At 40.1% G+C, this 25,874-nt stretch carries 22 protein-coding genes; 9 read left to right on the top strand and 13 right to left on the bottom strand.

The genetic code is table 11. The features are described from left to right. Genes V2H41_RS11440 through V2H41_RS11450 form a run of 3 tightly spaced genes read left to right on the top strand, consistent with a single transcriptional unit; the run spans position 1 to position 6,339 of the window. Entirely contained in the window at positions 1-4,053 is a 4,053-nt protein-coding gene (locus V2H41_RS11440) for an FtsW/RodA/SpoVE family cell cycle protein (protein WP_330975291.1), read from the top strand. Positions 4,054-4,084: 31 nt separating this feature from the next. Next, entirely contained in the window at positions 4,085-4,945 is an 861-nt protein-coding gene (locus V2H41_RS11445) for an FHA domain-containing protein (RefSeq protein ID WP_330975292.1), read from the top strand. A 5-nt stretch (positions 4,946-4,950) separates the two neighbouring features. After that, the gene (locus V2H41_RS11450; RefSeq protein ID WP_330975293.1) at positions 4,951-6,339 is read left to right on the top strand and encodes an FHA domain-containing serine/threonine-protein kinase; all 1,389 of its coding nucleotides are present in this window, start codon (positions 4,951-4,953) and stop codon (positions 6,337-6,339) included. 9 nt (positions 6,340-6,348) lie between these two features. On the opposite strand, the gene V2H41_RS11455 is transcribed toward V2H41_RS11450, so the two are convergent. Further along, positions 6,349-7,344: a lysylphosphatidylglycerol synthase transmembrane domain-containing protein gene (locus V2H41_RS11455; RefSeq protein ID WP_330975294.1), complete on the bottom strand. Its 996-nt coding sequence runs from the start codon at positions 7,342-7,344 to the stop codon at positions 6,349-6,351. A gap of 11 nt (positions 7,345-7,355) precedes the next feature. Then, complete coding sequence (gene panD / locus V2H41_RS11460) at positions 7,356-7,700, bottom strand: aspartate 1-decarboxylase (RefSeq protein WP_330975295.1); 345 nt, start codon at positions 7,698-7,700, stop codon at positions 7,356-7,358. 160 nt (positions 7,701-7,860) lie between these two features. On the opposite strand from panD, the gene V2H41_RS11465 reads away from it, so the two are divergent. Continuing rightward, the gene (locus tag V2H41_RS11465) at positions 7,861-9,717 is read left to right on the top strand and encodes an SH3 domain-containing protein (protein ID WP_330975296.1); all 1,857 of its coding nucleotides are present in this window, start codon (positions 7,861-7,863) and stop codon (positions 9,715-9,717) included. 77 nt (positions 9,718-9,794) lie between these two features. Here the strand turns inward: V2H41_RS11465 and fmt are convergent, their stop codons facing one another. Next, entirely contained in the window at positions 9,795-10,739 is a 945-nt protein-coding gene (gene fmt / locus V2H41_RS11470) for a methionyl-tRNA formyltransferase (RefSeq protein WP_330975297.1), read from the bottom strand. 175 nt (positions 10,740-10,914) lie between these two features. Between fmt and V2H41_RS11475 the strand changes: the two genes are divergently transcribed. The 3 genes from V2H41_RS11475 (at position 10,915) to V2H41_RS11485 (ending at position 13,809) form a co-directional block, all read left to right on the top strand. After that, positions 10,915-11,370: an FKBP-type peptidyl-prolyl cis-trans isomerase gene (locus V2H41_RS11475; RefSeq protein ID WP_330975298.1), complete on the top strand. Its 456-nt coding sequence runs from the start codon at positions 10,915-10,917 to the stop codon at positions 11,368-11,370. Positions 11,371-11,487: 117 nt separating this feature from the next. After that, positions 11,488-12,735 (top strand): peptidase T, encoded by a 1,248-nt coding sequence (gene pepT, locus V2H41_RS11480; RefSeq protein ID WP_330975299.1) that lies wholly within the window; start codon positions 11,488-11,490, stop codon positions 12,733-12,735. Between the two features lie 120 nt (positions 12,736-12,855). After that, a complete protein-coding gene (locus V2H41_RS11485) occupies positions 12,856-13,809 on the top strand; it encodes an SPFH domain-containing protein (protein ID WP_330975300.1) in 954 nt (317 codons plus the stop codon). Positions 13,810-13,876: 67 nt separating this feature from the next. Here the strand turns inward: V2H41_RS11485 and V2H41_RS11490 are convergent, their stop codons facing one another. Then, complete coding sequence (locus tag V2H41_RS11490) at positions 13,877-14,293, bottom strand: DUF6157 family protein (RefSeq protein ID WP_330975301.1); 417 nt, start codon at positions 14,291-14,293, stop codon at positions 13,877-13,879. Positions 14,294-14,517: 224 nt separating this feature from the next. Between V2H41_RS11490 and V2H41_RS11495 the strand changes: the two genes are divergently transcribed. Both V2H41_RS11495 and V2H41_RS11500 read left to right on the top strand, forming a co-directional pair. Further along, the gene (locus tag V2H41_RS11495) at positions 14,518-15,024 is read left to right on the top strand and encodes a pyridoxamine 5'-phosphate oxidase family protein (RefSeq protein WP_330975302.1); all 507 of its coding nucleotides are present in this window, start codon (positions 14,518-14,520) and stop codon (positions 15,022-15,024) included. A gap of 14 nt (positions 15,025-15,038) precedes the next feature. Further along, positions 15,039-16,244, top strand: a complete 1,206-nt coding sequence (locus V2H41_RS11500) for an NAD(P)/FAD-dependent oxidoreductase (RefSeq protein WP_330975303.1) — start codon at positions 15,039-15,041, stop codon at positions 16,242-16,244. Positions 16,245-16,248: 4 nt separating this feature from the next. On the opposite strand, the gene V2H41_RS11505 is transcribed toward V2H41_RS11500, so the two are convergent. From V2H41_RS11505 to metK, 9 genes are all read right to left on the bottom strand, one after another. Further along, the gene (locus V2H41_RS11505; protein ID WP_330975304.1) at positions 16,249-17,148 is read right to left on the bottom strand and encodes a serine hydrolase; all 900 of its coding nucleotides are present in this window, start codon (positions 17,146-17,148) and stop codon (positions 16,249-16,251) included. A 71-nt stretch (positions 17,149-17,219) separates the two neighbouring features. Beyond that, positions 17,220-17,648 (bottom strand): NAD(+)--rifampin ADP-ribosyltransferase, encoded by a 429-nt coding sequence (arr, locus tag V2H41_RS13980; protein ID WP_409966818.1) that lies wholly within the window; start codon positions 17,646-17,648, stop codon positions 17,220-17,222. A gap of 326 nt (positions 17,649-17,974) precedes the next feature. Beyond that, the gene (locus tag V2H41_RS11515; protein WP_330975306.1) at positions 17,975-18,430 is read right to left on the bottom strand and encodes a MarR family winged helix-turn-helix transcriptional regulator; all 456 of its coding nucleotides are present in this window, start codon (positions 18,428-18,430) and stop codon (positions 17,975-17,977) included. A 127-nt stretch (positions 18,431-18,557) separates the two neighbouring features. Then, on the bottom strand, positions 18,558-18,920 hold the full coding sequence (locus V2H41_RS11520) for a hypothetical protein (RefSeq protein ID WP_330975307.1): 363 nt from the start codon (positions 18,918-18,920) through the stop codon (positions 18,558-18,560). Positions 18,921-19,000: 80 nt separating this feature from the next. Beyond that, positions 19,001-19,393, bottom strand: coding sequence for a group III truncated hemoglobin (locus tag V2H41_RS11525; protein ID WP_330975308.1), 393 nt, complete (start codon positions 19,391-19,393; stop codon positions 19,001-19,003). 11 nt (positions 19,394-19,404) lie between these two features. Beyond that, positions 19,405-19,836 carry an RrF2 family transcriptional regulator gene (locus V2H41_RS11530; protein ID WP_330975309.1) on the bottom strand — a complete coding sequence of 144 codons (432 nt, stop codon included), beginning with the start codon at positions 19,834-19,836 and terminating at the stop codon, positions 19,405-19,407. 495 nt (positions 19,837-20,331) lie between these two features. Beyond that, positions 20,332-21,654 carry a hypothetical protein gene (locus V2H41_RS11535; protein WP_330975310.1) on the bottom strand — a complete coding sequence of 441 codons (1,323 nt, stop codon included), beginning with the start codon at positions 21,652-21,654 and terminating at the stop codon, positions 20,332-20,334. Between the two features lie 47 nt (positions 21,655-21,701). After that, positions 21,702-24,308, bottom strand: a complete 2,607-nt coding sequence (gene gyrA / locus V2H41_RS11540; RefSeq protein ID WP_330975311.1) for a DNA gyrase subunit A — start codon at positions 24,306-24,308, stop codon at positions 21,702-21,704. Between the two features lie 260 nt (positions 24,309-24,568). After that, positions 24,569-25,822 carry a methionine adenosyltransferase gene (gene metK / locus V2H41_RS11545; RefSeq protein WP_330975312.1) on the bottom strand — a complete coding sequence of 418 codons (1,254 nt, stop codon included), beginning with the start codon at positions 25,820-25,822 and terminating at the stop codon, positions 24,569-24,571. Positions 25,823-25,874 lie beyond the last annotated feature (52 nt).

Raw genomic sequence — 25,874 nt, forward strand, 5'->3', positions numbered from 1 at the left:
ATGCCTAGCAAAAAGCATACAGCGTTTTATTCAAGAAGCACCGAGCGCTTATTACTGGGAGTCGTTACCCTGATTCTCTCGGTAATGGCACTTTCCTATTATTCCAACATCAAAGGTGCATTGAAAGAAGCTACTGATGGATATGCAGATGGTTCTGTAATTCATTTATCTTACCCGATAAATGAAGAGAAGCTTAAAAAAGCATTACTCAAGGGAGGATATTTTTCGGATGAACGTTATGTGAATTTTATCAACAAACAATTAAAACATAAAATAGACGAGCGAGGAGCTCTCCCCAACTTGGGTGCATTAAATAAAAATCCTTATCTGGTATCGGCGATAGCTTTTGCTCAAACCGGAACCGAGGAAGGAAAATTACGGTTCCTTAATTCCATCGCTCATCTGGGAGTGGATTCGGCTTTGTATTATAGCGAACTAAATAACCCTACACCATACCCTACAGAAGTAGCCATTAGCAATGAACAGGGAGTAAGTATTTCCGGCCATGTGTCACTTACTGGTGTTGATACAGTAAGCCATAAAGGTATTTTAGTAAAGCTGGAGCGTATTTATCCTCAAGTATATTTCGACACGTTGTCCTATCAGTCCCCCATACAAACAGTGTTTTATGCCCGTACGGATGAAAAAGGAAATTATAAATTTACGCATTTAGATCCCACCGGCAACTATAGTGTAATAGCCATAAAACCCGGATTTGAGTTTGGACCATCACAAGGAACCGCATCCATTAAAAAAGACCGTATTTATAATTTCACTGGCAAGCATCATACAATGCGGCTACTGGATCGTGTAGCATACAAGCAGATTAAGGAAGACAAAATCTTTACTGTACGTACCCCTGAGACATTTAAAAAACAATTCTTCAGCTATTTGGCTTTATTCGTAGCAGCTTTTTGGGTGTTGCATGTAGTACTATACTTGCGTAAATATCGTAGCGATGAGTTTATATTACCTTTAATAAAATTTATATTAGGAATTGGCATTATTGTACTGTACAGCATTCAGGATCCATTAAGAGACGAGATGCACGGCTCTGGAATGGCTGCCTGTGCAGCAGCGGTGCTGTTGTTTTTTGCGGTGCTAGCTATTTTTATAAAAAACAACCCCTTCAATCGTTTTTATCATTCCCGCTGGTTCGACCCCTTGCATTATCTATATGCTTCGTTAGGCAAAGAATATGCGACTTTAAAAGCTCCGCGTGGGTATACTTGGCTATTTGCTGCCATCGGACTCATGCTGCTCTTACTTATATTCGGAACCGGACCTGAAGGAAGTGGTGTAAAAGTAAACTTGTTTGGACTTCAGGTGACTGAGCTTTCGAAGTATTTAATGGTGATCTTTTTTGCGGCTTACTTTACAGCGAACGAAGGCTATTTCAAAAACATCCCCGACAATCGATGGCTGACAAAGCATAACCTACTCATGTTTGCCTTGTTCCTTTTCCTGCTCCTTATTTATGCGGTATTAGGAGATCTGGGACCGGCCATTGTACTTTGTCTTACCTTTTTGTTTTTTTACGCATTTGCCAAAGGAGAATTTGCGTACCTCATCGCTGCAGTTTGTGGCTTCGGAATAGTATTATGGATAGCGGCAAGATTCTTTAATACAGATAACATTAATGTATTGCCTTGGATTGCACTGGCAGCATGCGTCGGAACCTTTTTATATGCCTATCGTAAGAAAAAGCATGAGTCTATTTTCTTCGTTACGTTAATCATGGCTTCGTTTATACTACTGGCCACACTACCATTTCATTTTACACAGCGGCTGGCAGACCGTAATAGCATGTTTGCTAATATTTGGGAAAATGAACTGGTAGGGGGCGATCAGGTAGCACACGGTGTTTGGGCGTTAAACTCTGGTGGATTTTTAGGGCAGGGATTGGGTAAAGGTTTTTCCAATGTAATGCCTGCCTATCATACCGACATGATTCTGCAGAGCATAGGAGAGGAGTTGGGTATTGTAGCGCTTATAGCTATTTTTATTGCGTTCGGATTATTGGTATACCGTTGTATCCTTGCTGCACGTCGAACAGGTAAACCCTTTATGTTTTATGTAATGGCTGGAATAGCCATTGCAACTATGTTACAATTGATCATCATCACAGCAGGCACGTTGGGGCTACTACCACTTACGGGAATATCTGTACCTTTCCTAAGTAAAGGCAATGCGGGGCTGATGGTTACTCTAATTGCTTTTTTGGGTGTGCTCATCATGTCGCACGAAAGAGGGGATAAGCTGGAAATGGAGTACGTTAAGAAGCATTTTGATAATGTAAATGCTTACGCCGTGCTCACCTTCTTCACTACCATGCTGATTTTCATCGGAACACTAATTTGGTATCAAATCAAGTCCGATACCTATATCACCAAACCCGCGCTGGTGCTTAACAAGCAGGGTAGTTGGCAGTTTAGCTACAATCCCCGCATCGGCATTATGTTACGCGAAATTAAGCCCGGTAATATTTATGATAAAAACGGTGTACTGTTAGCAACATCCGACAAAGAACAGCTTCGAAAGCATAAGCAAAAATTATTCATCGCAGGAGCTGATCCTACATGGTATCAGCAACAATTGAACCGTAATCAAAAAAGGTATTATCCTTTCGGTGCAGACTTACTATTTTGGTTGGGCGATTATAACAAAGAAATTGCACGTGAGGAAAGCGCGGGTTATGCAGCTGAGTTTCGTCATTTTACAGCTTTACGCGGATTTGAGGTAACCTATACTACAATAAAGAAAACATCGTATCGCTATAAGGAGAACAAGTTCTTGGAACCTACAGTGAAGGAAAGTGAGCTGGCATTGTATGATTATCGGGCGCTAGCCTCATTTATCAAAGCTGGTAAAAACAGCAAATTGGTAGATATCCAAAATAAAAAAGAAAAAGACATATGGTTATCATTAGACGTAACCCTTAATCACGCGATTAATCAAATTATTCAAAGTCAGGCCCCTTTCAAAAATTTCAGAACATCTGTTATAGCATTGAACGCAAAAACAGGCGACGTACTGGCTTCGGCCATAAATCCAGCGCCTTCTTACAAGGATTTGAAGTTAATCGGGGCCATTGATGCAGAAGATTATAGAAATATTTATAAACAGATTTTTAATGACCGTAAAGTTGTTCCACAGGACTTAGGAATTACGTATACATCCCGTCCCGGCTCGGTGGTGAAAATTATTGACGCCTATGCAGCCATCAATCAATATGGATTAAATGCTGTAAACTTCAGCTTTTTTGTGTATCCTTCTGAAGTCATCCGCTCCAATGAGCCTTCTAATGAAAACGTAGACATGCGTAAGGCCATCGTGAAGTCGAGCAATGTTTATTTTATTAAATTAATTAATGAAAAAAAACTGGAAGCCTCTTTGTTTAATATGTATGATTTGCTGGGTATGAATATTCATAATCGGGGAGGATTTAATTTCAAACGTCCCGCAGATTATGACAGCGAAAAATATTTTAAAGAATGGAATGCTTTTACAAGCATTGGTAAGAATATTTATAATACCCAAAACAAGCATCTAATCAATACCCGAAAAAGGCTGCACTCTCATTACTCAGACCTAGCATGGGGGCAAGGAGAGTTGATGGCTACCCCATTGCATATCGCAAAGATGACTGCAGCCATAGCAAATAAAGATTCGTTACAACCTGCGCGTTTTCTTTATAAGGCCTGGAATCAACCCATGACTAAAGACCCCGCTATTAGTATTACAAAGCATAAAGGGGCTTATACTTATATTTCATCATTTATGAAAGAGCAATCAGCGGCAACAGCTAGTCTAACGGGTTTGGATGTTAGGGGTAAGACAGGTAGTCCGGAGCGAGATAAAATTATTAATCAAAATGGCAAAACCGTGCGAAAGCGGGTAACCGATGCATGGTACACCTTCTATGTACCGTCTCCGAAGCTAGGAGCACCTATTGCTTTTGCAATACGAATTGAAGAAATAGGTAATTCGGAACACGCCAAAGAGCTGGCCGTGCATATTTTGAAAAGATTAAAAAATGCAGGATACCTTTAATAGGATGCATTAATTCTTAAATTCTAGAACAATGACCAATTGGTTTAAAAAGAAATTTCAGCAATTATCTAATATGCTCAATGGCAATGATGATTTTGTCGATAGTGGGGAAGGGGCACCACCTCATGAAGCTCCTTTGGAGAACATCGAAGAGCTTAAAGAAATTGCTATGGGCGCCATCGTAAACAGCATAAAAATGCTGGGGCATAGCAATGTAAAAATATCTAGTATTATCTTTCATTCAGCCTTTGCCGATAATGCTATTGAAAACATAAGCCTTCAGGCTTTAATTCAAGATGCTGAATTCACCAATCATATTAAGCGTGCTTTTAAGGCTAGAGGTATACAATACGCAGAAGACCTACATATAAAATTAATTGCTCAATCGGCTCATGTCAATCAGGTAACAAAAATCACCAAGGGACTAGGCGTAGAAGTATTGACACCTACCGAGGTGATGAAGCATATCAAAGCTCGGATTGTGGCCACAGAAGGTATCACTTGGGAGCCCGAATACATTCTCGAGCCAACGGGAAAAACTTACCTGATCGGTAGATGTAAAGATCCGAAAATAGAGAATGGCCCCAAAATCCACAATGATATTGCCTTTATCGGTATTGAAGAAGTAGATGAAGAAAAGTATAAAATCAATAGTTATGTAAGTCGCTCACACGCCAGTATCACTTTTGATCAAGAAGAAGGGGCGTACAAGCTGTATCGCTCACGTTTTTTGAACAACCCTTCTCATAAAATTAAAGTATACAACACTTCTTTGAATGATTTTTCAGGAGTGAGTGTGAACCATCCTGCTGTACCTCATGTACTGCGGGACGGTGATTCGATTTGTTTCAATGATAAGGTAGTACTGGAATTTCATTTAATCAATCAGTAAGGATTATGCGTGAACTGGTTTCTTCATACGATATACTTAAGGTATTGGGCCATGGCGGTTTTTCAGCCGTATTTAAAGCCCGTAGAAAGACCGATCAAAAGATTGTGGCATTAAAACAATTGGATATTACCATAGAAAACGAATCTCAGAAAGAGTATAAAGATTTTAAGGAGGAAGTGGATATCCTGAAAAAGTTGGATCATCCCAACATTGTGAAGGTATATGGTGAGTACATCCTCGATCATAAGCCTTCACTGGAGATGGAATATATCGAAGGGGAAACACTTGAAACACTTTTAAAACAAGAAAAATATTTCTCTATCGATGAAACGCTGAGCATTATTGAGCAGATTGCCGATGCATTAAACTATTGCCATCATTATTATCTGCGGGGTGATGCAAAGCATACGGACTCTGTTATTCTCAAGCGAAATGTTGTTATCCATAACGACATCAATCCTAAAAATATTCTTCGCACCACTAACGCTGATGGAAGCTATCGCTATGTACTCATCGATTTTGGGCTTTCATTTACCGACCCGGACGCTGTACGACATAGTAAAAAAGAGGAAGGAATGGCCGAATATAAGGCTCCTGAAAAATGGACAGGAGCTATCGTAGATACACCTTCCGATATCTACAGCTTTGGAATTGTTATTTATGAATTGCTGACAGGATCTGTTCCTTTTCCGGTAAAGGATTACAAGCAATATCGGGATATGCTATTACTGGAGGAAAAGCATAAAACAGCCGCCATCCCCGATATCTGTGAACAACGCATGCACGCGATTCGCGAAAAAGAAGGAATGGATGCTGATACAACCGTAGAGTGTGATATTCCCGAATGGCTCGAGTTATTGGTACAAAAATGTTTGGAAAAAAATCCACAAAACCGCTTTAAAACGGGACGCGAGTTAAGTAAGTTTTATTACGATGCTTTGGAAGGCAATATAGAGATTCCAAAGACACCTAAATCGATTGAACCGGTTATTGATATAGACCCCGACGCGCCGAGTCCTACGCCACTATCTCAGGCTTATCTGGAAGTAGTGCCCAATTTTCTCACAGGCGCACAACATTATTTTATTGAAAAAGAGTTAACCACTATCGGTCGCTGGCACGATAGTGCTGTCACACCCCTTGCTGATTTCGCCATTAAAACAGCTGATAAGTTTATTTCAAAAAATCATTGTCAAATTATACGCGAGCGCAATAATGCATCGGGAACTGATATTTACTATCTAACAGATACAGTGCCCAGCAAGAACGGAACATTTTATAATACCGATAAAAATACCAGTAGACTGGAACCTCATAACCGGGTAGTACTAAAGGAAGGTGATTTTTTCTGGATTGGCAATACGCAAATAATTTTTCACACAGGAAGAGAATAGTTGGCAATATTATTTGTTCTTATTATAAATAGGGAGCGCTATTAAGCTGAGGGCACCGAAAATCAGCACCGCACCGGTTTGTAAAAACCACAAAATCCAACCTAAGGCTAGTCCCATACCGTTATTCAGTTGATAAAGCAACATGGTTTTTTGTACCAAAAAAGCATACGCACCTATACCTCCAGGCGTAGCAATCATACCCAGACTCCCCGCACATAAGACGGTGATAGCTTCTTTCCATCCAAACCCACTGGTTTCCTGAAGCATCAAAAAGCCTGTATATACACAAAGTGTATATAACGACCACAACGCAATGGTTAACAATACAAAGGTCCAAGGCCTTTTTAGATTTTTAATAGTGATAAATCCCTGCCAGACGTGCAGTCCTATCTTCTTCGTAGCATTTAATAAATCCTTGAGGCTCCTTTTGGTCATCCGCATCCAAATGCCTCCCACTATCAGTAGCACAATCAGTCCACCTATAAAATACCATAATATACTACCGGATTCCTGTTTTTCGGCCGACCCGGCAAAAAATGTCTGTATGATACTATCATAAAGATGTGGTTGAGATATCATTGCTAAACCTAACAAAATCAGAAGGCTGATAGCATCAACCATGCGTTCTAAAATTACAGTGCCCAATAATTTATCAAACGGGATTTTTTCATAGCGGGTGAGGGTGCTGCATCGTAGTACTTCACCCAGTCGGGGTACGGCTTGATTGGCTAAATATCCCACCATCACCGCAAAGAACGTATTGGCTCGAGAAGGGGTATATCCCATAGGCTCCATCAGCAGTCGCCAACGCAAGGCTCGAACCCAGTGGCTAAGTATAAGCACAGTGAGGCCAGGAAAGATGTACCCATAATTACCTTTCTGTAGAGATTGGGTAATTTCTTGTCTATCAGAGGCAGTCAAATCTTTTAATGACCACCATATCAAAAAAATACCTAACCCGAGAAAAAGACAGTATTGCAGAATAGTCTTAAGTCGCTTCGTCATTAATGATGGGGTTATAATCGGTTACCGGGCTTGGGAAAAATGACTGTGGGCTTATGCTTTTTGGCTTCTTCGAAATCCATCATCGCATAGGAAATGATCACCACAATATCGCCGACCATACCTTTTCGGGCAGCAGGTCCATTTAGGCAAATAGCGCCACTGCCACGTTTCCCTTTAATCACATAGGTTTCGAGGCGCTCACCATTATTGATATTAACCACTTGTACTTTCTCATTTTCAATAATACCAGCAGCATCCATCAAATCCTCGTCGATGGTGATACTCCCCATATAATCCAAGTTAGCTTCAGTAAGGGTAACGCGATGAATCTTGGATTTTAAAACTTCTATTTGCATAGCTGCGCAAAGGTAATTATTTGAGTTATTAACTAGTCTATTATAACGATTCTTGAAGCAAATTGTTTTAACGAGCTGTTAGGAACTAGTATTTCTCTACATGAAAGTTTGTCGTAAATTCGCATAGCATCTAGCAAGATTTGTTTACAAGTTTTTAATTATGAAGAAGTATCTATTGTCGGTAGGGTTTGTTTTGGTATCGATGTTGGCGATAGCCCAGAGCGGAAAACTAGTGGCTGAAAAATCGGGTAAAGGGGCCGTAATTATTCATGAAGTACAACCTAAAGAGGGGCTTTATTCCTTAAGTCGCATCTACGGCGTAAAAGTATCGGAAATTGCCGCAGCCAATGGTTTTGATGTAAATAAAAGCTTGGCAATAGGTCAAAAGGTGAAAATTCCGCTTACTGCGAATAATCTTTCTCAGAAAAAAGGGAAAACCCCGGTTTATTATACCATTTCAGATGGAGAAAATTTAACTAGTATTAGCAATCGTTTTAATAAAGTTCCTATCAAAGAGTTAAAAAGCTGGAACAAACTGAGAAGTGATGTGGCGCCTAAAGGCAAAGAAATTATTGTAGGATATTTTACAGGAAATGTTCCTGCAGGAGGTAAGCAGCAAAGTGATACAGAAACCGCTAAATCATCTAAATCCAATCCTACACAGGTGGCTGTGATAACCGGTACTAATATTAACATCCGTAAAGGGCCTTCTACCGATCAGCCGGTTGTGGGTACTGCACAGAAAGATGATAGAGTAACCGTTCTCAAAAGAGTGAATGATGAATGGACTTCCATTCGTACGGGTGATGGCGTGGAAGGATATATCGCTTCACAATTTTTGCAGCTCGAAAACGACAAAGAAACGGCTAAAACCACTGTTCAGAAAACAGCCGCTATCAAAACAGCCAAAATTGTAGGTTCTAGTGTAAATGTGCGAAAAGGACCTGCAAGAGATCAGGAAGTATTGACCGTGGCTAATGAAGGAGAATCCGTGGAAATACTTAAAGAAATTGATAAAGACTGGACCTGGATACGTACCAAGGATGGTGTAGAAGGATTTATGGCTTCTCAGTTTCTGAAACCTGAAGCCGCTCCTAAAGGAGCTATTGCCAAGACCGAGACGAAAAAATCCGCCCCAGTTAAAACAGGGAAAGTTTACGGTACCAATGTAAATATTCGTAAGGGCCCCTCAACCAGTCAGGAAGTAGTGGCTATCGCACAAGAAAATGATGAGATTGAAATCCTTAAAGAGGTTAATAAAGAATGGACCTCCATTCGCACTAAAGATGGCATAGAAGGATATATCGCCTCACAATTCTTGAAGCCCAGAGAAACTCAGCCCGAACCTCAGAAAGTAGAGCAAAAGGCCAAAGCTTATGCTACCAATATCAATGTACGTAAAGGGCCATCCACTAGCCAAGATGTTATTGGCCTAGTGAGAGCAGATGAAGAGGTTGTTTACGTACGTAAGGTGGATGATGAATGGTCAGAAATCAGAATGACCGACGGTACTCATGGATTTGTGGCAACTCGTTTTCTTTCTTTCGATGGTCAACCTTCTGCAGCTGCCATAGAAGCGGAAGAATTGGCTAAAGCTCAGGAAGCACAGGAGAGAGCATTGGCGGCAGCGCAAACCAAAGAAGAGGTGAAAGAAAGCGTGCAGGAAGTAGCGGCTAGCGCTTTACGGGTTGTAGATGAGACCGGTTATTTCAAGGAAGATTTTGAAAAATACAAAAATCCAAATTTGATATCGGAACAATTAGTTGCCTCCGGAATTTTTAAAACCGACAGAGGCTGGAGCGATGGTAAATATTATCTGCTCATGGATAATGCGGCTCCCGGTACTGTGGTGAAGCTCATCAATCCGGAGAATAATAAGTTTGTATATGCAAAAGTGCTGGGGAAGATGAAGGGAGTACAATACAGCGAAGGATATGATATTCGGATTAGTGAAGCGGCAGCTAGTAAATTAGGAACGGGAAATATGGATAAATTCAATGTTAGAGTAGCTTATTAGAGTGTTATAACAAGCACACGACGCTGAATTATAAAACATATTAAATTTCAATTAGGGGCTATATAATAGCCCCTAATTTATTTATTAAAACGATATCCTCTCAGAAAATCTTCTACCTTCATTCTTTTCTTACCTTCTAGCTGTATTTCCAACAATTCTAGGAATCCATCGGCACATATCAAGTGTAGATAATTTTTGCCATCGGTATGAAAAGTGCCGGGCTCCTTATCATGTGGTGCGACTTGCTTGGCACATTTATACACTTTTAATTTTTTATTATCCAATAGGGTAAATGCTCCGGGATAAGGTGATAATCCTCGCACAAGATTATATACTTCTGTTACGGTTTTTCGAGCATCAATCACGCAGGTTTCGGTAAAAATTTTAGGAGCATGGTGCAATAGAGTTCCTTGAGGGACATCCTGAGGTTTTTCTTCCAAAATGCCATCTGCCAGCCCTTTCACGGTTTTCACCAACAATGCTGCACCTATATGCATCATTCTGTCATGAACGGTACCGGCGGTATCTTCTTCGCTAATAGGGAAACGCTCCTGCAATAGAATATTTCCGGTATCAATTTCATGCTTTAATTTAAAAGTAGTAACACCGGTTTCTTTTTCTCCGTTGATAATAGCCCAGTTTATAGGAGCGGCTCCCCGATATTGCGGTAGTAAAGAACCATGAAGGTTAATCGTACCCATAGGGGGCATATTCCATACTACTTCGGGAAGCATTCTGAAGGCCACACAAATCTGTAAATCAGCCTGCAGGCTCTTTAATGTATCTAAAAACTCAGGAGCTTTCAGTTTTTCAGGCTGTAAAACTGTTAAATTATTTTGTAACGCATATTTTTTTACGGCACTTTGCTGCAATTCCATGCCTCTGCCGGCAGGCTTATCCGGTGCGGTAACAACCGCTACAATATTGCATCCCTCTTTAACCAAGGCATCCAGACTTGCTACAGCAAACTCCGGCGTACCCATAAATACAATTCTAAGCTTTGTTAAATTACTACTGCTCATGGGTGCGAATATCGCATGGTTTTTTGATAATAACGCATAAAAACACTTACCTTCGATATATAAAACAAGCACACTGTGAGCATTTCTCATTGCTCATACGTTGATAGCTATGGTTTGCGGCCTTGTAAGCACAGTGCAGCAATCCTCCATATCAGTAAACTATAAACAGAATATAATGCAACAAGTTAAAAAAGGTGATAGAGTTCGCGTTCACTATCACGGAAAATTAGCAACAGGAGAAACATTTGACAGTTCACATGGCCGCGACCCACTGGAATTTGAAGTAGGTAGTGGAATGGTGATTAAAGGTTTTGATGATGGTGTTACCGGAATGACCGTAGGAGAGAAGAAAACTATAAATATACCCGTAGAAGATGCATATGGCCACAGAAATGATCAAATGATCATTGACATGCCTATAGACCGTTTCCCAGAAGACATGCAATTAGAAGTAGGCATGCCCTTAATCATGAGCGATTCTACCGGACAGCAATTTCAAGTTGTAGTGACCGAAATTAAAGAAGAATCAGTAACTATCGATGCCAATCATCCGCTCGCAGGAAAGGATTTGATATTTGATATTGAATTGGTAGAGATCGTCGGTGGCAATCCGTTGATTATTACTCCTTAATTAGTTTTAAATATTATTTTACACAACCCCGGATTATCGTAAGACATTCGGGGTTTTCGTGTTATTTGTGATAGTGAAGTACTAGTTTTGCAGCTAGCACAATAAAATTGTACTAGAATGATTAGTGATTATGTATTTACCGTAGCCGATCGCTTTTTGAAGTATGTAACTATTGATACCCAAAGCGACCCTAATTCGGATACCTTTCCGTCTACAGAAAAACAAAAAGATTTGGGTCGTCTGCTTGTGGAAGAATTGCAGCAGATGGGAGTCGCCGACGCACATTTGGATGCATACGGATATGTGTATGCCACCATCCCTGCTAATACAGAGAAGAAAGTACCGGTACTTTGTTTCTGCAGTCATATGGACACATCATCAGACTGCTCGGGTACAGGCGTAAAACCTATTGTACATCGGCATTATGATGGCAGCGATATTGTATTGCCCGATGATCCCACCCAGGTTATCTCTATCAAACAACATCCCTACCTAAAAGAAAAAATTGGAGAAGATATTATTACAGCATCGGGAACTACTTTATTAGGTGCCGATGACAAAGCCGGCGTGGCTATTATAATGGATTTAGCCCACTTTCTTATGACACATCCTGATGTGAAACATGGTGCCATTAAAATCTTGTTTACTCCAGATGAAGAAATCGGAAGGGGCGTGGATAAAGTAGATATGAAAAAACTCGGTGCCGATTTCGGCTACACACTAGACGGCGGCACCCGCGGTAGTTATACCGATGAAACGTTTAGCGCTAATGCTGTGATCGTTACTTTTCACGGAATAAGTGCCCACCCAGGATTAGCTAAAGGTAAAATGGTCAATTCTATGAAGGTGGCCGGAACTTTTCTGGATCTGCTGCCCAAAGACAGCTTTAGTCCGGAAACTACGGAAGACCGTGAAGGATTTGTGCATCCCGTACAAATTGAAGGAACCGTAGAAAAAACGACCGTGCAATTTATTATCCGTGATTTTGAAACAGAGCAGCTCAAAATGCATGAAAAGCGTTTGGAAGAATTTGCTAAACAAGCTGTAGGCAGATACGAAGGCGCATCATACACTTTCGAAAGTAGAGAGCAATATCGTAATATGAAGGATGTTCTAAAAAACTATCCACAGGTTACGGAATATGTAAAAGAGGCCATGAAGCGAAGCGATGTCACCTTTCACCAAGAAAGTGCACGCGGAGGCACGGATGGCTCTCGTCTTTCCTATATGGGATTACCTTGTCCCGATATTTTCACTGGTGAGATGGCATTTCATAGTAAGCAAGAGTATGTGAGCATTCAAGACATGCAGAAATCCGTAGAAGTGCTGGTAAATCTGGTACAGATATGGGAAGAGAATAGTTAAATTTGATTTACGTACCCATAGTATTTCGATTTTAGGATGCAAGTACATGCAATTGTACCAATAGCATTTGATTATTGGCGGTTCGTTTTTATTGCTTAAATTTATAAAAACTGATGTCATATGGATCTTCTTAATTATTGGTGGCTCGTTGTATTGCTCATTATTATATTTAGTGGTTTATACACCGTAAATCAGGGATATATTGCAGTAATTACCATGTTCGGGCGTTACCAACGTATTGCCCGTCCGGGACTCCGTTTTAAAATCCCGTTTATTGAGCAGGTATTTAAAAAAGTTTCGATACAAAACCGATCAGTAGAGCTGGAGTTTCAGGCGGTAACACAAGACCAAGCTAACGTGTATTTTAAAACCATGCTGCTCTTTGCGGTACAGGATGAGATGGAGGAAACTATTAAGCGCGTGGCTTTTAAATTTATTAGCGACAGAGACTTGATGCAGGCTCTTATCAAAACCATCGAAGGTAATGTACGTGCCTTTGTAGCTACTAAAAAACAGGCAGAAGTACTTGGCTTACGTCGCGAAATAGTGCAATATGTAAAAGATGAAATTGACCACACATTGGGTGACTGGGGCTTTCATTTGCAAGATCTGCAGATCAACGATATTACATTTGATAAAATGATCCTCGACTCGATGAGTAAAGTAGTGGCTAGTAATAACCTCAAGGCTGCTGCAGAAAATGAAGGCCAGGCATTATTAATCACTAAAACAAAAGCTGCAGAAGCCGAAGGTAACGCCATTAAAATTAGTGCAGAGGCCGAACGTGAAGCAGCACGATTGCGCGGCCAGGGTATTGCTTTATTTAGAGAAGAAGTGGCAAAAGGTATGTCCTCTGCTGCTGAAGAATTGAGACAGGCTAATCTGGATACCAATTTTATTCTTTTCAGTATGTGGATTGAGGCCATTAAAAACTTTGCAGAGTATGGTAATGGCAATGTGATTTTCCTTGATGGTAGTACTGACGGCATGGAAAAAACCCTGAAACAATTTCAAGGAATGATGATGCGCGGGGCAGGAGGGGACAGCGATGCCAAAGCGCCTAAACATTCATAAGTACTCTCTACAAGACTAAACTTATAAAAAGCGTAACTATTATGTTACGCTTTTTTACTGCCTACAGTTATTTTCGAGAATTGCGCATGGCTTTTAATTTTTTAATATCCTTATTTTTTAAAAATTGCTGATATTCTTTCGATTCCACCGGATACAACGCTATCCTGCCTTTTTCATCGCAATGTATACCAAAGCCATATCGCTTGGTGAGGGGCGAGGCTCTTAAACAAGCCTGACCTTTTGAGAAAAATATTTCCCGCGCTTTCTTCCATTCCGATTGAGGGATATCGTTTTTCGTAACATATACTTGAAAAAGCACATCATCCGAAGTATACTTGTAAGGATGTTTGGTGATGAGCTCATATTGTAACAGTGCAACAGTTTTTTGTTCGCCTTTCTGCTTAGGTACCTCAGCAATCAACGCCGGACAATCTTCCGCTACTTCAATGAAAGTATTAATATAGTTTGTGGTATGCTGTTTCATACGAAAATCTTTAGGGTGTGTCCATCTAGGCTGCGCTCAACAAATTTATTTAAAAGTATAATGAACATTTATACGTGGACCTACTCAGATAAGTAGTATCGTAATCATGCCCATACACTATTCATTAAAGTTTTGGTAAATAGCCCTTTCCAATCTCTGATTACGCTTGAAAAACAGTACCTTCAATAAACAATCAATATTGTTAATCAAATAAAATAATACCTATGAGCACCGAAAATTTAAACAATCAGGAAGCTATAAATAAGATACAAGAAATAATAGATAAAACCGACATTGGAATGATGTGTACCTTTGGAGAGGGGAAGGATTATCCGCATGTCGTGCCTATGAGTAGACAGGAGATCGATGAAGCAGGCAATATTTGGTTTCTTTTTTCTTCAGAAAGTGAAACACACCAAAATCTACAACAGAATGACAAAATCAGTTTGCTATATGCACATGTGGGTGATTATGCGTTTTTAAGTATGAATGGCAACGCAGTTATTTCAAGGGATCAGGCAAGAATTGATAAATACTGGAATAAGATGATGGAGAGCTGGTTTGAGAAAGGTAAAGAGGATCCCCGTATTCGTGTACTACAGGTAATTCCTGCTGAAGCACATTACTGGGATACACAATCGAATAAACTGGTCACTATTTTCAAAATGGCGGCTTCTGCGATTTCCGGAAAGCCAATGGATATTGGCAGGGAAGGAGCATTGAATTTGTAACTTATTTTTCTCACATGGACTTAAAATCATATGAGCCGTTCTGGCTTATCAAAAACGGACTACCTGCTTCATACCCTTCATTAAAGCATAACGCAACATGCGACGTGCTAGTCGTGGGCGGAGGTATTACGGGTAGCCTTATAGCACATCAGTGTATACAGGATGGTTACGATACTATCCTGATTGATAAAAGAGAAATTGCGAATGGAAGTTCTTCGGCTACTACTTCTATGCTGCAATACGAAATTGATACCCCTTTGTATAAACTTATCGATATGATAGGGGAGAAAGGCGCTGTAGCCAGTTATGAAGCCTGTTACCGCGCCATCGATCAGCTGCATGATATTACACACCGAATTAAATCTCAGGCAGGGTTCCGCAAAAAAGATTCTCTATACTTTGCATCCTATAAAAAAGATGTATCATGGCTGCAAAAAGAATTAGAAGCTCGCAGGAAAGCCGGTTTTGATGTGCAATGGCTGGATGCGAATAGTATCTTAAAAGAGTTTGACTTACACCATACACACGGTGGTATTCTTTCTGCACAAGGCGCCAGTGTGGATGCCTTTATGCTGGTACACGAACTGCTCCAATATAATGTCAAAAAAGGCTTAACGGTGTATGATAAAACTCAATTGCAATCTGTTAATTATGGTAAACGTACGCATGAAGCAAGGTTGCATACCGGCGCTATTATAAAATGTAAGCGTATAATCTACTGCGTGGGGTATGAGAGTGCTCATATGATTCGAGAAAAGTTTGTCAACCTTATCAGCACTTTTGCTATTGTATCGGAAGTGGTCCCTGATGAAACGAGAGATTATAAAGACATCCTTATCTGGAATACCTCTAAGCCCTATGCTTACATCCGTACCACAGATGACAGACGGTTTTTAATAGGGGGAGAAGATGAACAATTTAGAAATCCTGATAAAAGAGATGCACTTATTAATGCTAAAGAGAAAAAGCTATTACGCACTTTTGAGAAACTTTTTCCCAACATTCCGTTTGACGTAGATTTTGCCTGGGCGGGAACCTTTGGCGAGACTAAAGATGGATTACCCTATATCGGCACACATAAGAATTTTAAAGACTCTTATTTCGTATTAGGATTTGGCGGTAACGGTATTACATTTTCCTTAACCGGTATGGAAATGGTATCCGCATGGTTAAAAGGGAAAAAACATGAGCTAACGCCTTACTTCGCATTTGGTCGCTAAGCTGTTATTCAATGCGTGGATAACTGGTAAAGGCATGCTTAGGTTCAAAATGATTCCATATAATGTGGGCGAGTTTGCGGGTTAGCGTTTCCGCTTCATTATCGTACGTCCAGCTTTGGTCTTTATTATTTTTTGTCAGAATACAGAAAACAAAATCTCCGCTAGGGGCGTTTACTAACACCACTTCGCCACGTGCAGCATTCACCGAACCTGTTTTAGAAATAGTATTCACAGTAGGGGGGAACTGTGATAAAGAGCGCTCGTTGTAATACTGGTTTTTAAGATATCGATACATTTTATCCGAATACTGAGGACTAATGACTTTCCCCTGACGAATTAACGTAAACAGCTTCGACATCTCGCGGGGTGTAGTTTGCCCCCATCCATACACCTTCCATATTGCTTCACGACCTGGCGTACGGGAATTCACTTTTGTATTAGGTAAATTCAATTTATCCATTAAAGCATTAATCGTTGCACCACCGCCGGCTAGTTCCTGTAGCCAGATAGAAGTAACATTATCACTATAGGTCAGCATCAGCGAGATCATGGTAGATAAATCGGTTTTCGCACTGTCTTTATAAAACTGCATCAGACCGGAGCCGCCATAGGCACGCTTGGCATCATAAATATATTCCTGCGAAAGCTTTAACTCGTTCTGAGCGATCTTTTGAAATACTCCTACCAGAATGGGTACTTTTACAATACTGGCAGTAGGGAAGATTGTATCTGCATTAACTGTAACGTATTTATTTTTCTTGAGATGTTGTATGTAAATACCAATATCACCCTGAAATCCGCTGATGGCAGTTTCAATAAGGGCTTTAAGCTTTTTATCTTCTTTCTGAGCTTGTCCTATAGTATACAGACAGCAAAAGGCAATTAGTAGGAAGGATTTTTTCATAGTAAAAATTTGAGACAAAATTAACCGATTGCCCATAAGCTCCCTTAGAAAAATTAAATTGCTCTCTGGCTTTAGTTAATAATCTTACCTTCCATTTTAGCCAATCTTTCCTTCCATTTTGTAATCTCCTCCAAAGGCAGACGTGGCCAGTCTTTCACCTCGCCTACGATTTTCAGCGGGTGTGCACTACGATAAGAACGAGTAGGATTGCCGGGAAATTTTTTATCAGTTACATTGGGGTCGTTTTCAAAACTTCCTGTAGGCTCTACAATATATACGCGCTCAGGCGTATCGCCTTTTGCCAACGCGGCAGCTAATCCCGCGCCCGGGATCAGTGCCGTAAAATAAATGTGGTTCATCACCAGATCATCCTGATAATTAGATACTCCTCCTGGTACCAATAAATCACCGAGTTGTAAATCGGCTCTAGTGCCATGATAAAAGGGCCCCTTATCCGGAATGTTTTTTCCGGCAAGTTCAGCTTGCTGTCGGTATTGGATTTCTTTTTCGGCATCATCCAATTTGCCATAGCAATCAGCTATCATTGTATAGAGAGAGGGCAATGCACTTTGCACCGACAGATTGTTTACTTTTAATCCATGCTCAAGTGAAAGCCTTAGCCACTGCAATGCAGAGGAAGGGGAGGGTTGTACTTTTCCCATAAAGAATGCAGCAATGAATTTTTCGAAGTCATGACTGGCTTCGTCCCAGGCACGTTTATAAATTTCTGTGGCTTCTAAAATATTTCCTAGCTCTAGCTTATCGGTTCCGGCTGTACAGAGGCGAATAATAGGGTTATGCGGGTTAAATTCCATAGGTCTTATTTTTATTTTTCGTTTAGAGATTCGATCTTTCGGTTCATGATGGCTAGGGATTTCGTAAAATAAGTTTGTAACCATGCTCGCTGCTGCTCATCAAGGCTCATAAACAATCGATCTGTTTCTTTTCTGAAGTCTTCATAAAGCGGGAGTATGAGTGCCTTGATTTTTTCAATGTCCGGGACGATAATTACTTTACGTCGATCCAACGGATCGTTTTGTCTTTTTACCAGTTTTTTTCTTTCAAAACGATCGATAACATTGGTGACAGCACCCGTGGTGAGTCCCGTAAGGGAAGCAAATTCTCCTGCCGTCATAGCGCCTTTTTGTAGTAAAAATCCCAAATACTTATGTTCTGTTCCAGACATACCTGCCTTTCGCCCGATAGCTTCGTGCATTTGTAACAAAGTGTAGGAATACTGTTGGTGTAGTTTACGGAGGGAGGTAATTTCTTTATTGCTCATTATTATCTTTATAATTAAGAATATTAATTGTAAAGATAAATAATATATGCAATTTCTAATAAATTTTATAGTATCACTTTCGAAATAACTATAGAGAAATGCTGATTACGATGTTCAAGCATTTTGCCTATTGACGGTTCAATAAATACGCACCAATTGTTATCAAATTCATCACTTTTAAAACCTCTAACAGTACATACCACATATGTAAGTTTGATTGGGGAATATCTAGGTTTTGTAAGTGCAAATCGATGCGTGCATTCAGTTCTGGTAGTAGATAGAAAGTTTGAACTATTAAAATGGATAATAAAATTACACTACAGTAAGATAGCTTAGCTTTTAGTAGCTGCTTATCCCGTAACCAACAAACGCTAATGACAAAAGCCAATGTCCATTCCACTTTATTCAAGGCTCTAAATACAAGCTGTCCAATACTTAATCCTATAGGTAATGTCACCCCCTGTGCACGAAATTTTAGCCAGGCTTCCATAAAACTTATAGCACATACAAACCCCATCCAGATAAAGATACATGCTATTATTACAGATCGAGCGTAGGTATGTTTCCTATTCATATCAATGGTCTTGCAGCACTATTATTGTTGTAGTACTCAATTTTTGTAATAAACATGGCAGCCATTTTATCAGCGCGCCATTTGGCCTCATTTGCTTTTTCACCGTTAAAAAGCTCATTGACGGTTTCGTGCCATAGGTTTAACCAAATAGCGAAATGGGTGCGGTCGATAGGCAGCTGTGCATGAGGAGGGAAAGGACTGCCAAAATAAGTATGCTCTCCCAGCAATACAGTTTGCCAGAAGCGATACATTTTTTGCAAATGCTCTGGCCAGCGACCCTCAATCACCTGATTGAATATAGGGCCAATGGTAGCATCATTTCTTACTTTTCCGTAAAAAGTATCTACGAGCGACCGAATATCTTCTATTGAACGAATATCATTTTTCATTATTGCGAATTTTATTGTTTCAAAAAGGCCTGATTGTTTTCTAATGCATGTACAAATGTGCTAACTGTAGCCGATTCTAGCATTTTTGTAAGCTTGTTGCGTACTTGTTTAAACTCATTATGCAGAGGGCAGGGGTGGCTTTCGGAACATTGTCTTAAACCCAAAGCACAACCGTGAAATAATTTTTCGCCATCAATGGCTTTTACAATATCGGCAAGTGAATGGTGAAGCGCATTATCGTCGAGGTAAAAACCTCCATTAGGCCCTTTTGCAGATTGTATCAGTCCTTTACGCACCAATTCTTGCAAAATTTTAGCTATAAAATGCTCGGGAGCATCTATGTTGATGGCAATTTCCTTTACACCGGTTTTGGTTCCCGCATAAGTTTGCTGCGCAATAAAAATCACCGCACGAATGGCATATTCACAGGATTTGGTAAACATGAATCAGTATTATTAGTGCAAAGATAGCCAAATAATTAAATAAAGGATATTTTTGTCCTTTATTTTAAAATTGCATTGCAAGTATTTTTTGCATGGTCTAAAGCCCACGATGGCTTTGCCAGGTTTAAGCAATACACGCGCATTTAGTATCACATTTAATAAGGCTACTTATGGAAGTAACACTTTTTAAACCATCTGTAATATTCAATGAAATGTCACCATCCTTATTAATTATCGTGAAAATTGATCTAAGCGAATTGAAAATTTTTATTCTGTCATTCCTTATTATAGCTGCTATTATATTTTTAATAAGGCAAGTCATCAGAAAAATGGTATGATAGAACTGAAAATTGAATTACCAAGAATTAATAAGTAGCAATGCCCAACAGACTTACGCAACTATTTCCAGTTTTTCATATAATTTATATTATGTTAAATAGATGTTTGTAAAATAAAACCACCCTTTTGTGGGTGGCTTATATTGCAATAAGATGCTTATTTCAATTTGCTGAACAGATCATCCCATTTCTTCTCCTGTGCGGCAAATTTATCGCGATCGGCACCCTTGGCATCTTCTATTTTATAAGAATAATATTCTGCCAAATTACCGGCAATAACACGATAGCTACGTTTTTGATTGGCATCCAATTGAGGCATTTTTCCATATAATTCAGCTGCCTTTTCATAACTATCTTTTGCTAAGTCGTATACTTCGTTGTACGCTTTTTTAGCATCTGCATATTTTTGCTTATCCTGAGCAGTTGCTTTGGAGCCTTTCTTAGTTACTTCAGTCTCTGCAGCAATCATTGCTTCTCTGAATTTTTCAGATTTGAGCAGATAGTGATCTCCCATCAACAGATAAGGTTGTACTTCCTCAGGCTTCAAGCTAGCTGCTTTTTTCAAGGCATTAATCATTTTAGTTTCCAGCTCGTCATAGTTGTCCGGGCGCACGGCTCCTTCTTTACGAGAGTCGATGGTATCGTATATAATTTCAGCGAGCGCTAGATTTGCTCTATAATCATCCGGATTGGATGCTATATGCTTTTCGAGACTGGCGAGACGCTCGTTGAAATCGGAAGAGCTACCTAATGCAAAGTCAAGCATGGAGTAAGTAAAGAACTCGCTATCAGGATATAACTCCTTACCTAAAGCTTTATATTTTTCAAAATTCTCACTGTCATTTTTGCTAGCATAATATCTCATCAATCCCTGGTATACGCTTTCATAGCTGGTACCATTGTATTCTTTAATTTTAGCTTCAGAAAGACGCAGATAATATTTTGCAGCATCTTCCGGGCGCTTGATATTTTCTGCCAATAAGCCGGCGTAATACAGCGCTGCTGTATCCATTTTCTTATCTATAATTTTTTTGCTTATCAGCAAATCTGAATACTCTACGGTATTTTTTAGTTTATCGTAAGCATCTTCGTACTTCTTATCATTAATGTCGGCTACTCCAGCATTGAAATAAGCTGCATACAAATTATAAGGCGTATTGCGATATATTGGATCTTCCAACAATTTCATTTCAGCATCCAGCTCCTTATACTTTTTCAGAGCCTCGTCCGCTGCATTTCTGTTAGTTACAGATTCAGCTGCTTTGCTTTCATCTACTGCCAGTGCTGAGAAAATCGCGGCTTTGATTAGGTATCCTTCGGGTTTGGTAAAGAACTTTTCATTAGCAGAATTTTTGTCATATAGTTCTTTTGCTTTAGCATATTGCCCCAAAGCAAGCATGCCTTTAATATCATCATATTTCTGTGCAAACACGCCCACCGTTGAGCAAGCTGCAAATGCTAATAGGATAATTTTTTTCATTTTATTCCTTTTTATTTTCTAAAGCATAATTATATTATAAATTATATCTATTCTGTAGTATTGTTCGGTGCATTTTCTTCGGGATCTGCCGATAATTCTGAATTATCAGATACTCCGTTTTCCGATGTGGGAGTTGTTTCGGCATTTTCCTCGTTATGCTCCTCTTCATCAATACCGCCTTCATCTATTTTCGTGATAGCTGCAATTTCATCTCCTTCATCCACTCTTATGAGTTTTACTCCTTGGGTGGCGCGACCGAGTTCGCTAATATCCTGCACCGGCATTCTAATGGTTATACCACTTTTACATGTAATAAAGAGATCTTCGTTTTCAGTCACATCTAATAGTCCCACCAATGCACCTGTTTTCTCTGTAATATTAAGCGTTTTTACGCCCTTGCCTCCACGATTAGTAAAGCGATATTCGTCAATGGCGGTACGTTTTCCATATCCCTTTTCGCTAACAACCAGTACGGTAGTATTTTTTTCTTCGTTTTTACTTACACAAATCATGCCTATTACTTCATCATGCTCGTCATCTACTTCAATACCCATCACTCCTATGGCTCCCCTACCGGTAGCCCGTACTTTTTCTTCAGAGAAACGAATAGCCCTACCGCTTTTAACGGCCATCATCACATCGCAATTACCATCTGTAAGTTTAGCTTCCAGCAATTGATCGCCCTCCACAATAGTGATGGCATTTACGCCTGTTTGGCGCGGACGGCTAAAGTCTGAAAGACTGGTTTTCTTTACAATACCCTTCTTTGTACAAAGTAAAATGTTATGTGATTTTACAAAGTCTTGGTCTTTCAAGTCCTTGACATCGATAATAGCTCGAATTTTATCATCCGGAGGTAGCTGCATCAAATTTTGAATGGCACGGCCCCTTCCAGCCTTTTCACCCTCTGGAATTTCATATACATTGAGCCAGTAGCATCTACCTTTTTCGGTAAAGAATAATAAGGTATGGTGAGTAGATGCAATGAATAGATGTTCGATGTAATCTTCTTCCCTGATAGTTCCTCCTCTTACGCCACGACCACCTCGGCGTTGTGCACGATACTCATCGGCAGGTGTTCTTTTAATGTATCCCAGATGAGATATTGTTATTACAACATCTTCATTTTTAATCAAATCTTTAATACTAACTTCATCATTAAGATAGGTAATCTCTGTACGACGCTCATCTCCATATTTTTCTTTTATTTCTAAAAGTTCCTTCTTGATAATATCATAGCGCATACCCTCGTTAGAAAGCACTTCATTGAGATGGGCAATTAATTTTACCAAATCGTCGTACTCTGCTTTGATCTTATCGCGCTCCATTCCGGTAAGACGTTGTAAGCGCAATTCCAGAATGGCTTTTGCCTGAACTTCATCGATACCCCAACCCGCATTTATCAGATTCTCTTTTGCTATTTCAGGGGTTGCAGAATTTCGTATCAGCTGGATAACTTCATCGAGATGATCTAATGCAATCAAATAACCTTGTAAAATGTGGGCACGTTTTTCGGCTTCGCGAAGCTCGAACTTAGTACGACGTACCACTACTTCGTGCCTGAACTCGATGAATTCAGCAATCATTTCCTTAAGGTTTAACACCTTAGGACGACCTTTTACAATAGCTACGTTGTTGATACCGAAAGAAGTCTGTAGTTCGGTATTTTTATACAACTGATTGATAACCACGTTAGCAATTGCATCGCGTTTGAGGTCGATAACGATACGGGTACCTTCTTTATTATTCGATTCGTTATTAACATGAGCAATACCCTCGATAATCTTGTTATTGACAAGCTCCCCGATGCGATTGGTAAGCGAATCGCGATTAACCTGATAGGGTACCTCGGAAATAATGATTTGTTCCCTACCACTGGGCTTTGTTTCTACACGCACGCGGCCTCTTACCACCACTCTTCCCCTACCGGTATGCATGGCAGCCCTCACTCCTTCCATACCGTAGATAATGCCACCAGTAGGAAAGTCGGGCGCCTTCACGTGCTGCATGAGTTCGTCAACCGTAATATCTTTATTATCAACATATGCCACACATCCATCTATAACTTCACTTAAGTTGTGAGGCATAATATTGGTAGCCATACCCACGGCAATACCACTAGCCCCATTGATTAAGAGCTGCGGTATTCTGGTAGGCAGTATGGTGGGCTCCTTTTCCGAATCGTCGAAATTGAGCTGGAAATCAACAGTATCTTTTTCGATATCGTCGAGCATATGCTCGGCCAATTTTTCCAGTCGGGCCTCCGTATAACGCATCGCCGCTGGTCCATCACCGTCTTGGTTACCGAAGTTACCCTGTCCGTCGACAAGCGTATAACGCATACTCCAGTCCTGCGCCATACGAACCATAGCATCGTATACAGACGAGTCGCCATGTGGATGGTATTTACCCAGCACTTCCCCTACCACACGTGCAGATTTCTTATAGGCCTTGTTATGTTGCAGGCCTAATTCGTTCATGGCGTATAATATGCGGCGATGTACAGGTTTTAAACCATCTCGGGCATCGGGTAAGGCACGACCTACAATTACGCTCATCGAATAATCGATGTAGGCCGATTTCATTTGCTCTTCTATATTAACGGGTATAATACGGCTGGTTTCTTGTTCCTGTGGCTCCTGATTCTCTTCCATCTAAGATATTCTTTTCTGATAGTTTAAAGATGATTATACTGTTTGTAAACGATCGTTGTGATCTTCGCAAATTTAATCTTTTATGACTGAATTGTGCTATATAAAAGCCCGATTTTTGGCCCTTTTTATACACCAGAAATCAACGAGCAAAAAGCTTGTTTTTTATAGCCCAAAGGCGTCTTTTTAAAACAAAAATACCTGCCGTTGCGGGCAGGTATTTGTAGTTTCGATCAGAGACCGACACGGTCAATAAAAGGCGTTTATTTCAAATTGAAGGCTTTTTTTACTTTACTCACATAGTCTAGTTTCTCCCAGGTAAACAATTCTACTTTTTTGATGACTTTTTTGCCATCGGGAGACACAAAGGTTTTTTCCACTACTTCATTTTTACGTCCCATATGACCATAAGCTGCAGTTTCGCTATAAATAGGATTGCGCAGCTTCAGTCTTTTTTCGATGAAGTATGGGCGCATATCAAAAAGGGTCTCTACAATTCTACTGATTTGACCATCGGTAAGAGCTACTTTAGCCGTACCATAAGTGTTTACGTTAATGCTGGTGGGCTTCGCTACTCCAATGGCATAAGATACCTGAACAAGTACTTCATCGCACAATCCGGCTGCCACTAGGTTTTTAGCGATATGACGTGTAGCATAAGCAGCACTTCTGTCAACCTTGCTAGGATCTTTACCACTAAAAGCACCACCTCCGTGGGCGCCTTTACCGCCATAGGTATCTACGATGATTTTACGACCTGTTAAGCCGGTATCGCCATGAGGTCCGCCAATTACAAACTTACCGGTAGGATTGATATAATACTTGATCTGATCATTGAATAACTTACGATATTTTGGATATTTTTTGATTACCCGAGGAATAAGAATTGTTTTCATATCCTCGCTAATCTTAGCCAGCATCTTCGCTTCGGTATCGAATTCATCGTGCTGTGTCGAGATTACGATAGTATCAATTCTGATCGGTCTATTGTTATCATCGTATTCTAACGTCACCTGACTTTTTGAATCGGGACGCAGATACTTAATTTGTTTATTCTCTCTGCGCAAAGCAGCCAGCTCAATGAGTAATGTATGTGCCAAATCCAAGGCAAGAGGCATGTAGTTCTCTGTTTCATTGGTGGCATAACCGAACATCATCCCTTGATCCCCGGCTCCTTGTTCTTCTTTATTTTTTCTATCAACCCCTTGATTAATATCGGGCGATTGTTCATGAATAGCCGATAAAACACCGCAAGAGTTGGCATCGAACATATACTCGCTCTTCGTATAGCCGATTTTGCTGATCACTCTACGAGCAATGTCCTGCACATCCAAGTAAGCTTTGGACTTTACTTCGCCGGCAAGTACTACCTGTCCGGTAGTTACCAACGTTTCGCAAGCCACTTTAGACTGTGGGTCAAACGCCAGAAAATTATCTATCAGTGCGTCTGATATTTGATCGGCCACTTTATCCGGATGGCCTTCAGAAACACTCTCCGAGGTAAATAAGTAAGGCATTGAATATTGAATTAATGAAGTCTAGTAAATTAATCGGGTGCAAATATAACAT

It is taken from the genome of Niabella digestorum (assembly GCF_036409055.1).
Classification (GTDB): Bacteria; Bacteroidota; Bacteroidia; order Chitinophagales; family Chitinophagaceae; genus Niabella; species Niabella composti.

Bases quoted from the DNA above. Each gene is read 5' to 3' on its own strand.
- V2H41_RS11440 (WP_330975291.1), top strand. From the start codon at position 1: ATGCCTAGCAAAAAGCATACAGCGTTTTATTCAAGAAGCACCGAGCGC.
- V2H41_RS11445 (WP_330975292.1), top strand. From the start codon at position 4,085: ATGACCAATTGGTTTAAAAAGAAATTTCAGCAATTATCTAATATGCTC.
- V2H41_RS11450 (WP_330975293.1), top strand. From the start codon at position 4,951: ATGCGTGAACTGGTTTCTTCATACGATATACTTAAGGTATTGGGCCAT.
- V2H41_RS11455 (WP_330975294.1), bottom strand. From the start codon at position 7,344: ATGACGAAGCGACTTAAGACTATTCTGCAATACTGTCTTTTTCTCGGG.
- panD (WP_330975295.1), bottom strand. From the start codon at position 7,700: ATGCAAATAGAAGTTTTAAAATCCAAGATTCATCGCGTTACCCTTACT.
- V2H41_RS11465 (WP_330975296.1), top strand. From the start codon at position 7,861: ATGAAGAAGTATCTATTGTCGGTAGGGTTTGTTTTGGTATCGATGTTG.
- fmt (WP_330975297.1), bottom strand. From the start codon at position 10,739: ATGAGCAGTAGTAATTTAACAAAGCTTAGAATTGTATTTATGGGTACG.
- V2H41_RS11475 (WP_330975298.1), top strand. From the start codon at position 10,915: ATGCAACAAGTTAAAAAAGGTGATAGAGTTCGCGTTCACTATCACGGA.
- pepT (WP_330975299.1), top strand. From the start codon at position 11,488: ATGATTAGTGATTATGTATTTACCGTAGCCGATCGCTTTTTGAAGTAT.
- V2H41_RS11485 (WP_330975300.1), top strand. From the start codon at position 12,856: ATGGATCTTCTTAATTATTGGTGGCTCGTTGTATTGCTCATTATTATA.
- V2H41_RS11490 (WP_330975301.1), bottom strand. From the start codon at position 14,293: ATGAAACAGCATACCACAAACTATATTAATACTTTCATTGAAGTAGCG.
- V2H41_RS11495 (WP_330975302.1), top strand. From the start codon at position 14,518: ATGAGCACCGAAAATTTAAACAATCAGGAAGCTATAAATAAGATACAA.
- V2H41_RS11500 (WP_330975303.1), top strand. From the start codon at position 15,039: ATGGACTTAAAATCATATGAGCCGTTCTGGCTTATCAAAAACGGACTA.
- V2H41_RS11505 (WP_330975304.1), bottom strand. From the start codon at position 17,148: ATGAAAAAATCCTTCCTACTAATTGCCTTTTGCTGTCTGTATACTATA.
- V2H41_RS11515 (WP_330975306.1), bottom strand. From the start codon at position 18,430: ATGAGCAATAAAGAAATTACCTCCCTCCGTAAACTACACCAACAGTAT.
- V2H41_RS11520 (WP_330975307.1), bottom strand. From the start codon at position 18,920: ATGGAAGCCTGGCTAAAATTTCGTGCACAGGGGGTGACATTACCTATA.
- V2H41_RS11525 (WP_330975308.1), bottom strand. From the start codon at position 19,393: ATGAAAAATGATATTCGTTCAATAGAAGATATTCGGTCGCTCGTAGAT.
- V2H41_RS11530 (WP_330975309.1), bottom strand. From the start codon at position 19,836: ATGTTTACCAAATCCTGTGAATATGCCATTCGTGCGGTGATTTTTATT.
- V2H41_RS11535 (WP_330975310.1), bottom strand. From the start codon at position 21,654: ATGAAAAAAATTATCCTATTAGCATTTGCAGCTTGCTCAACGGTGGGC.
- gyrA (WP_330975311.1), bottom strand. From the start codon at position 24,308: ATGGAAGAGAATCAGGAGCCACAGGAACAAGAAACCAGCCGTATTATA.
- metK (WP_330975312.1), bottom strand. From the start codon at position 25,822: ATGCCTTACTTATTTACCTCGGAGAGTGTTTCTGAAGGCCATCCGGAT.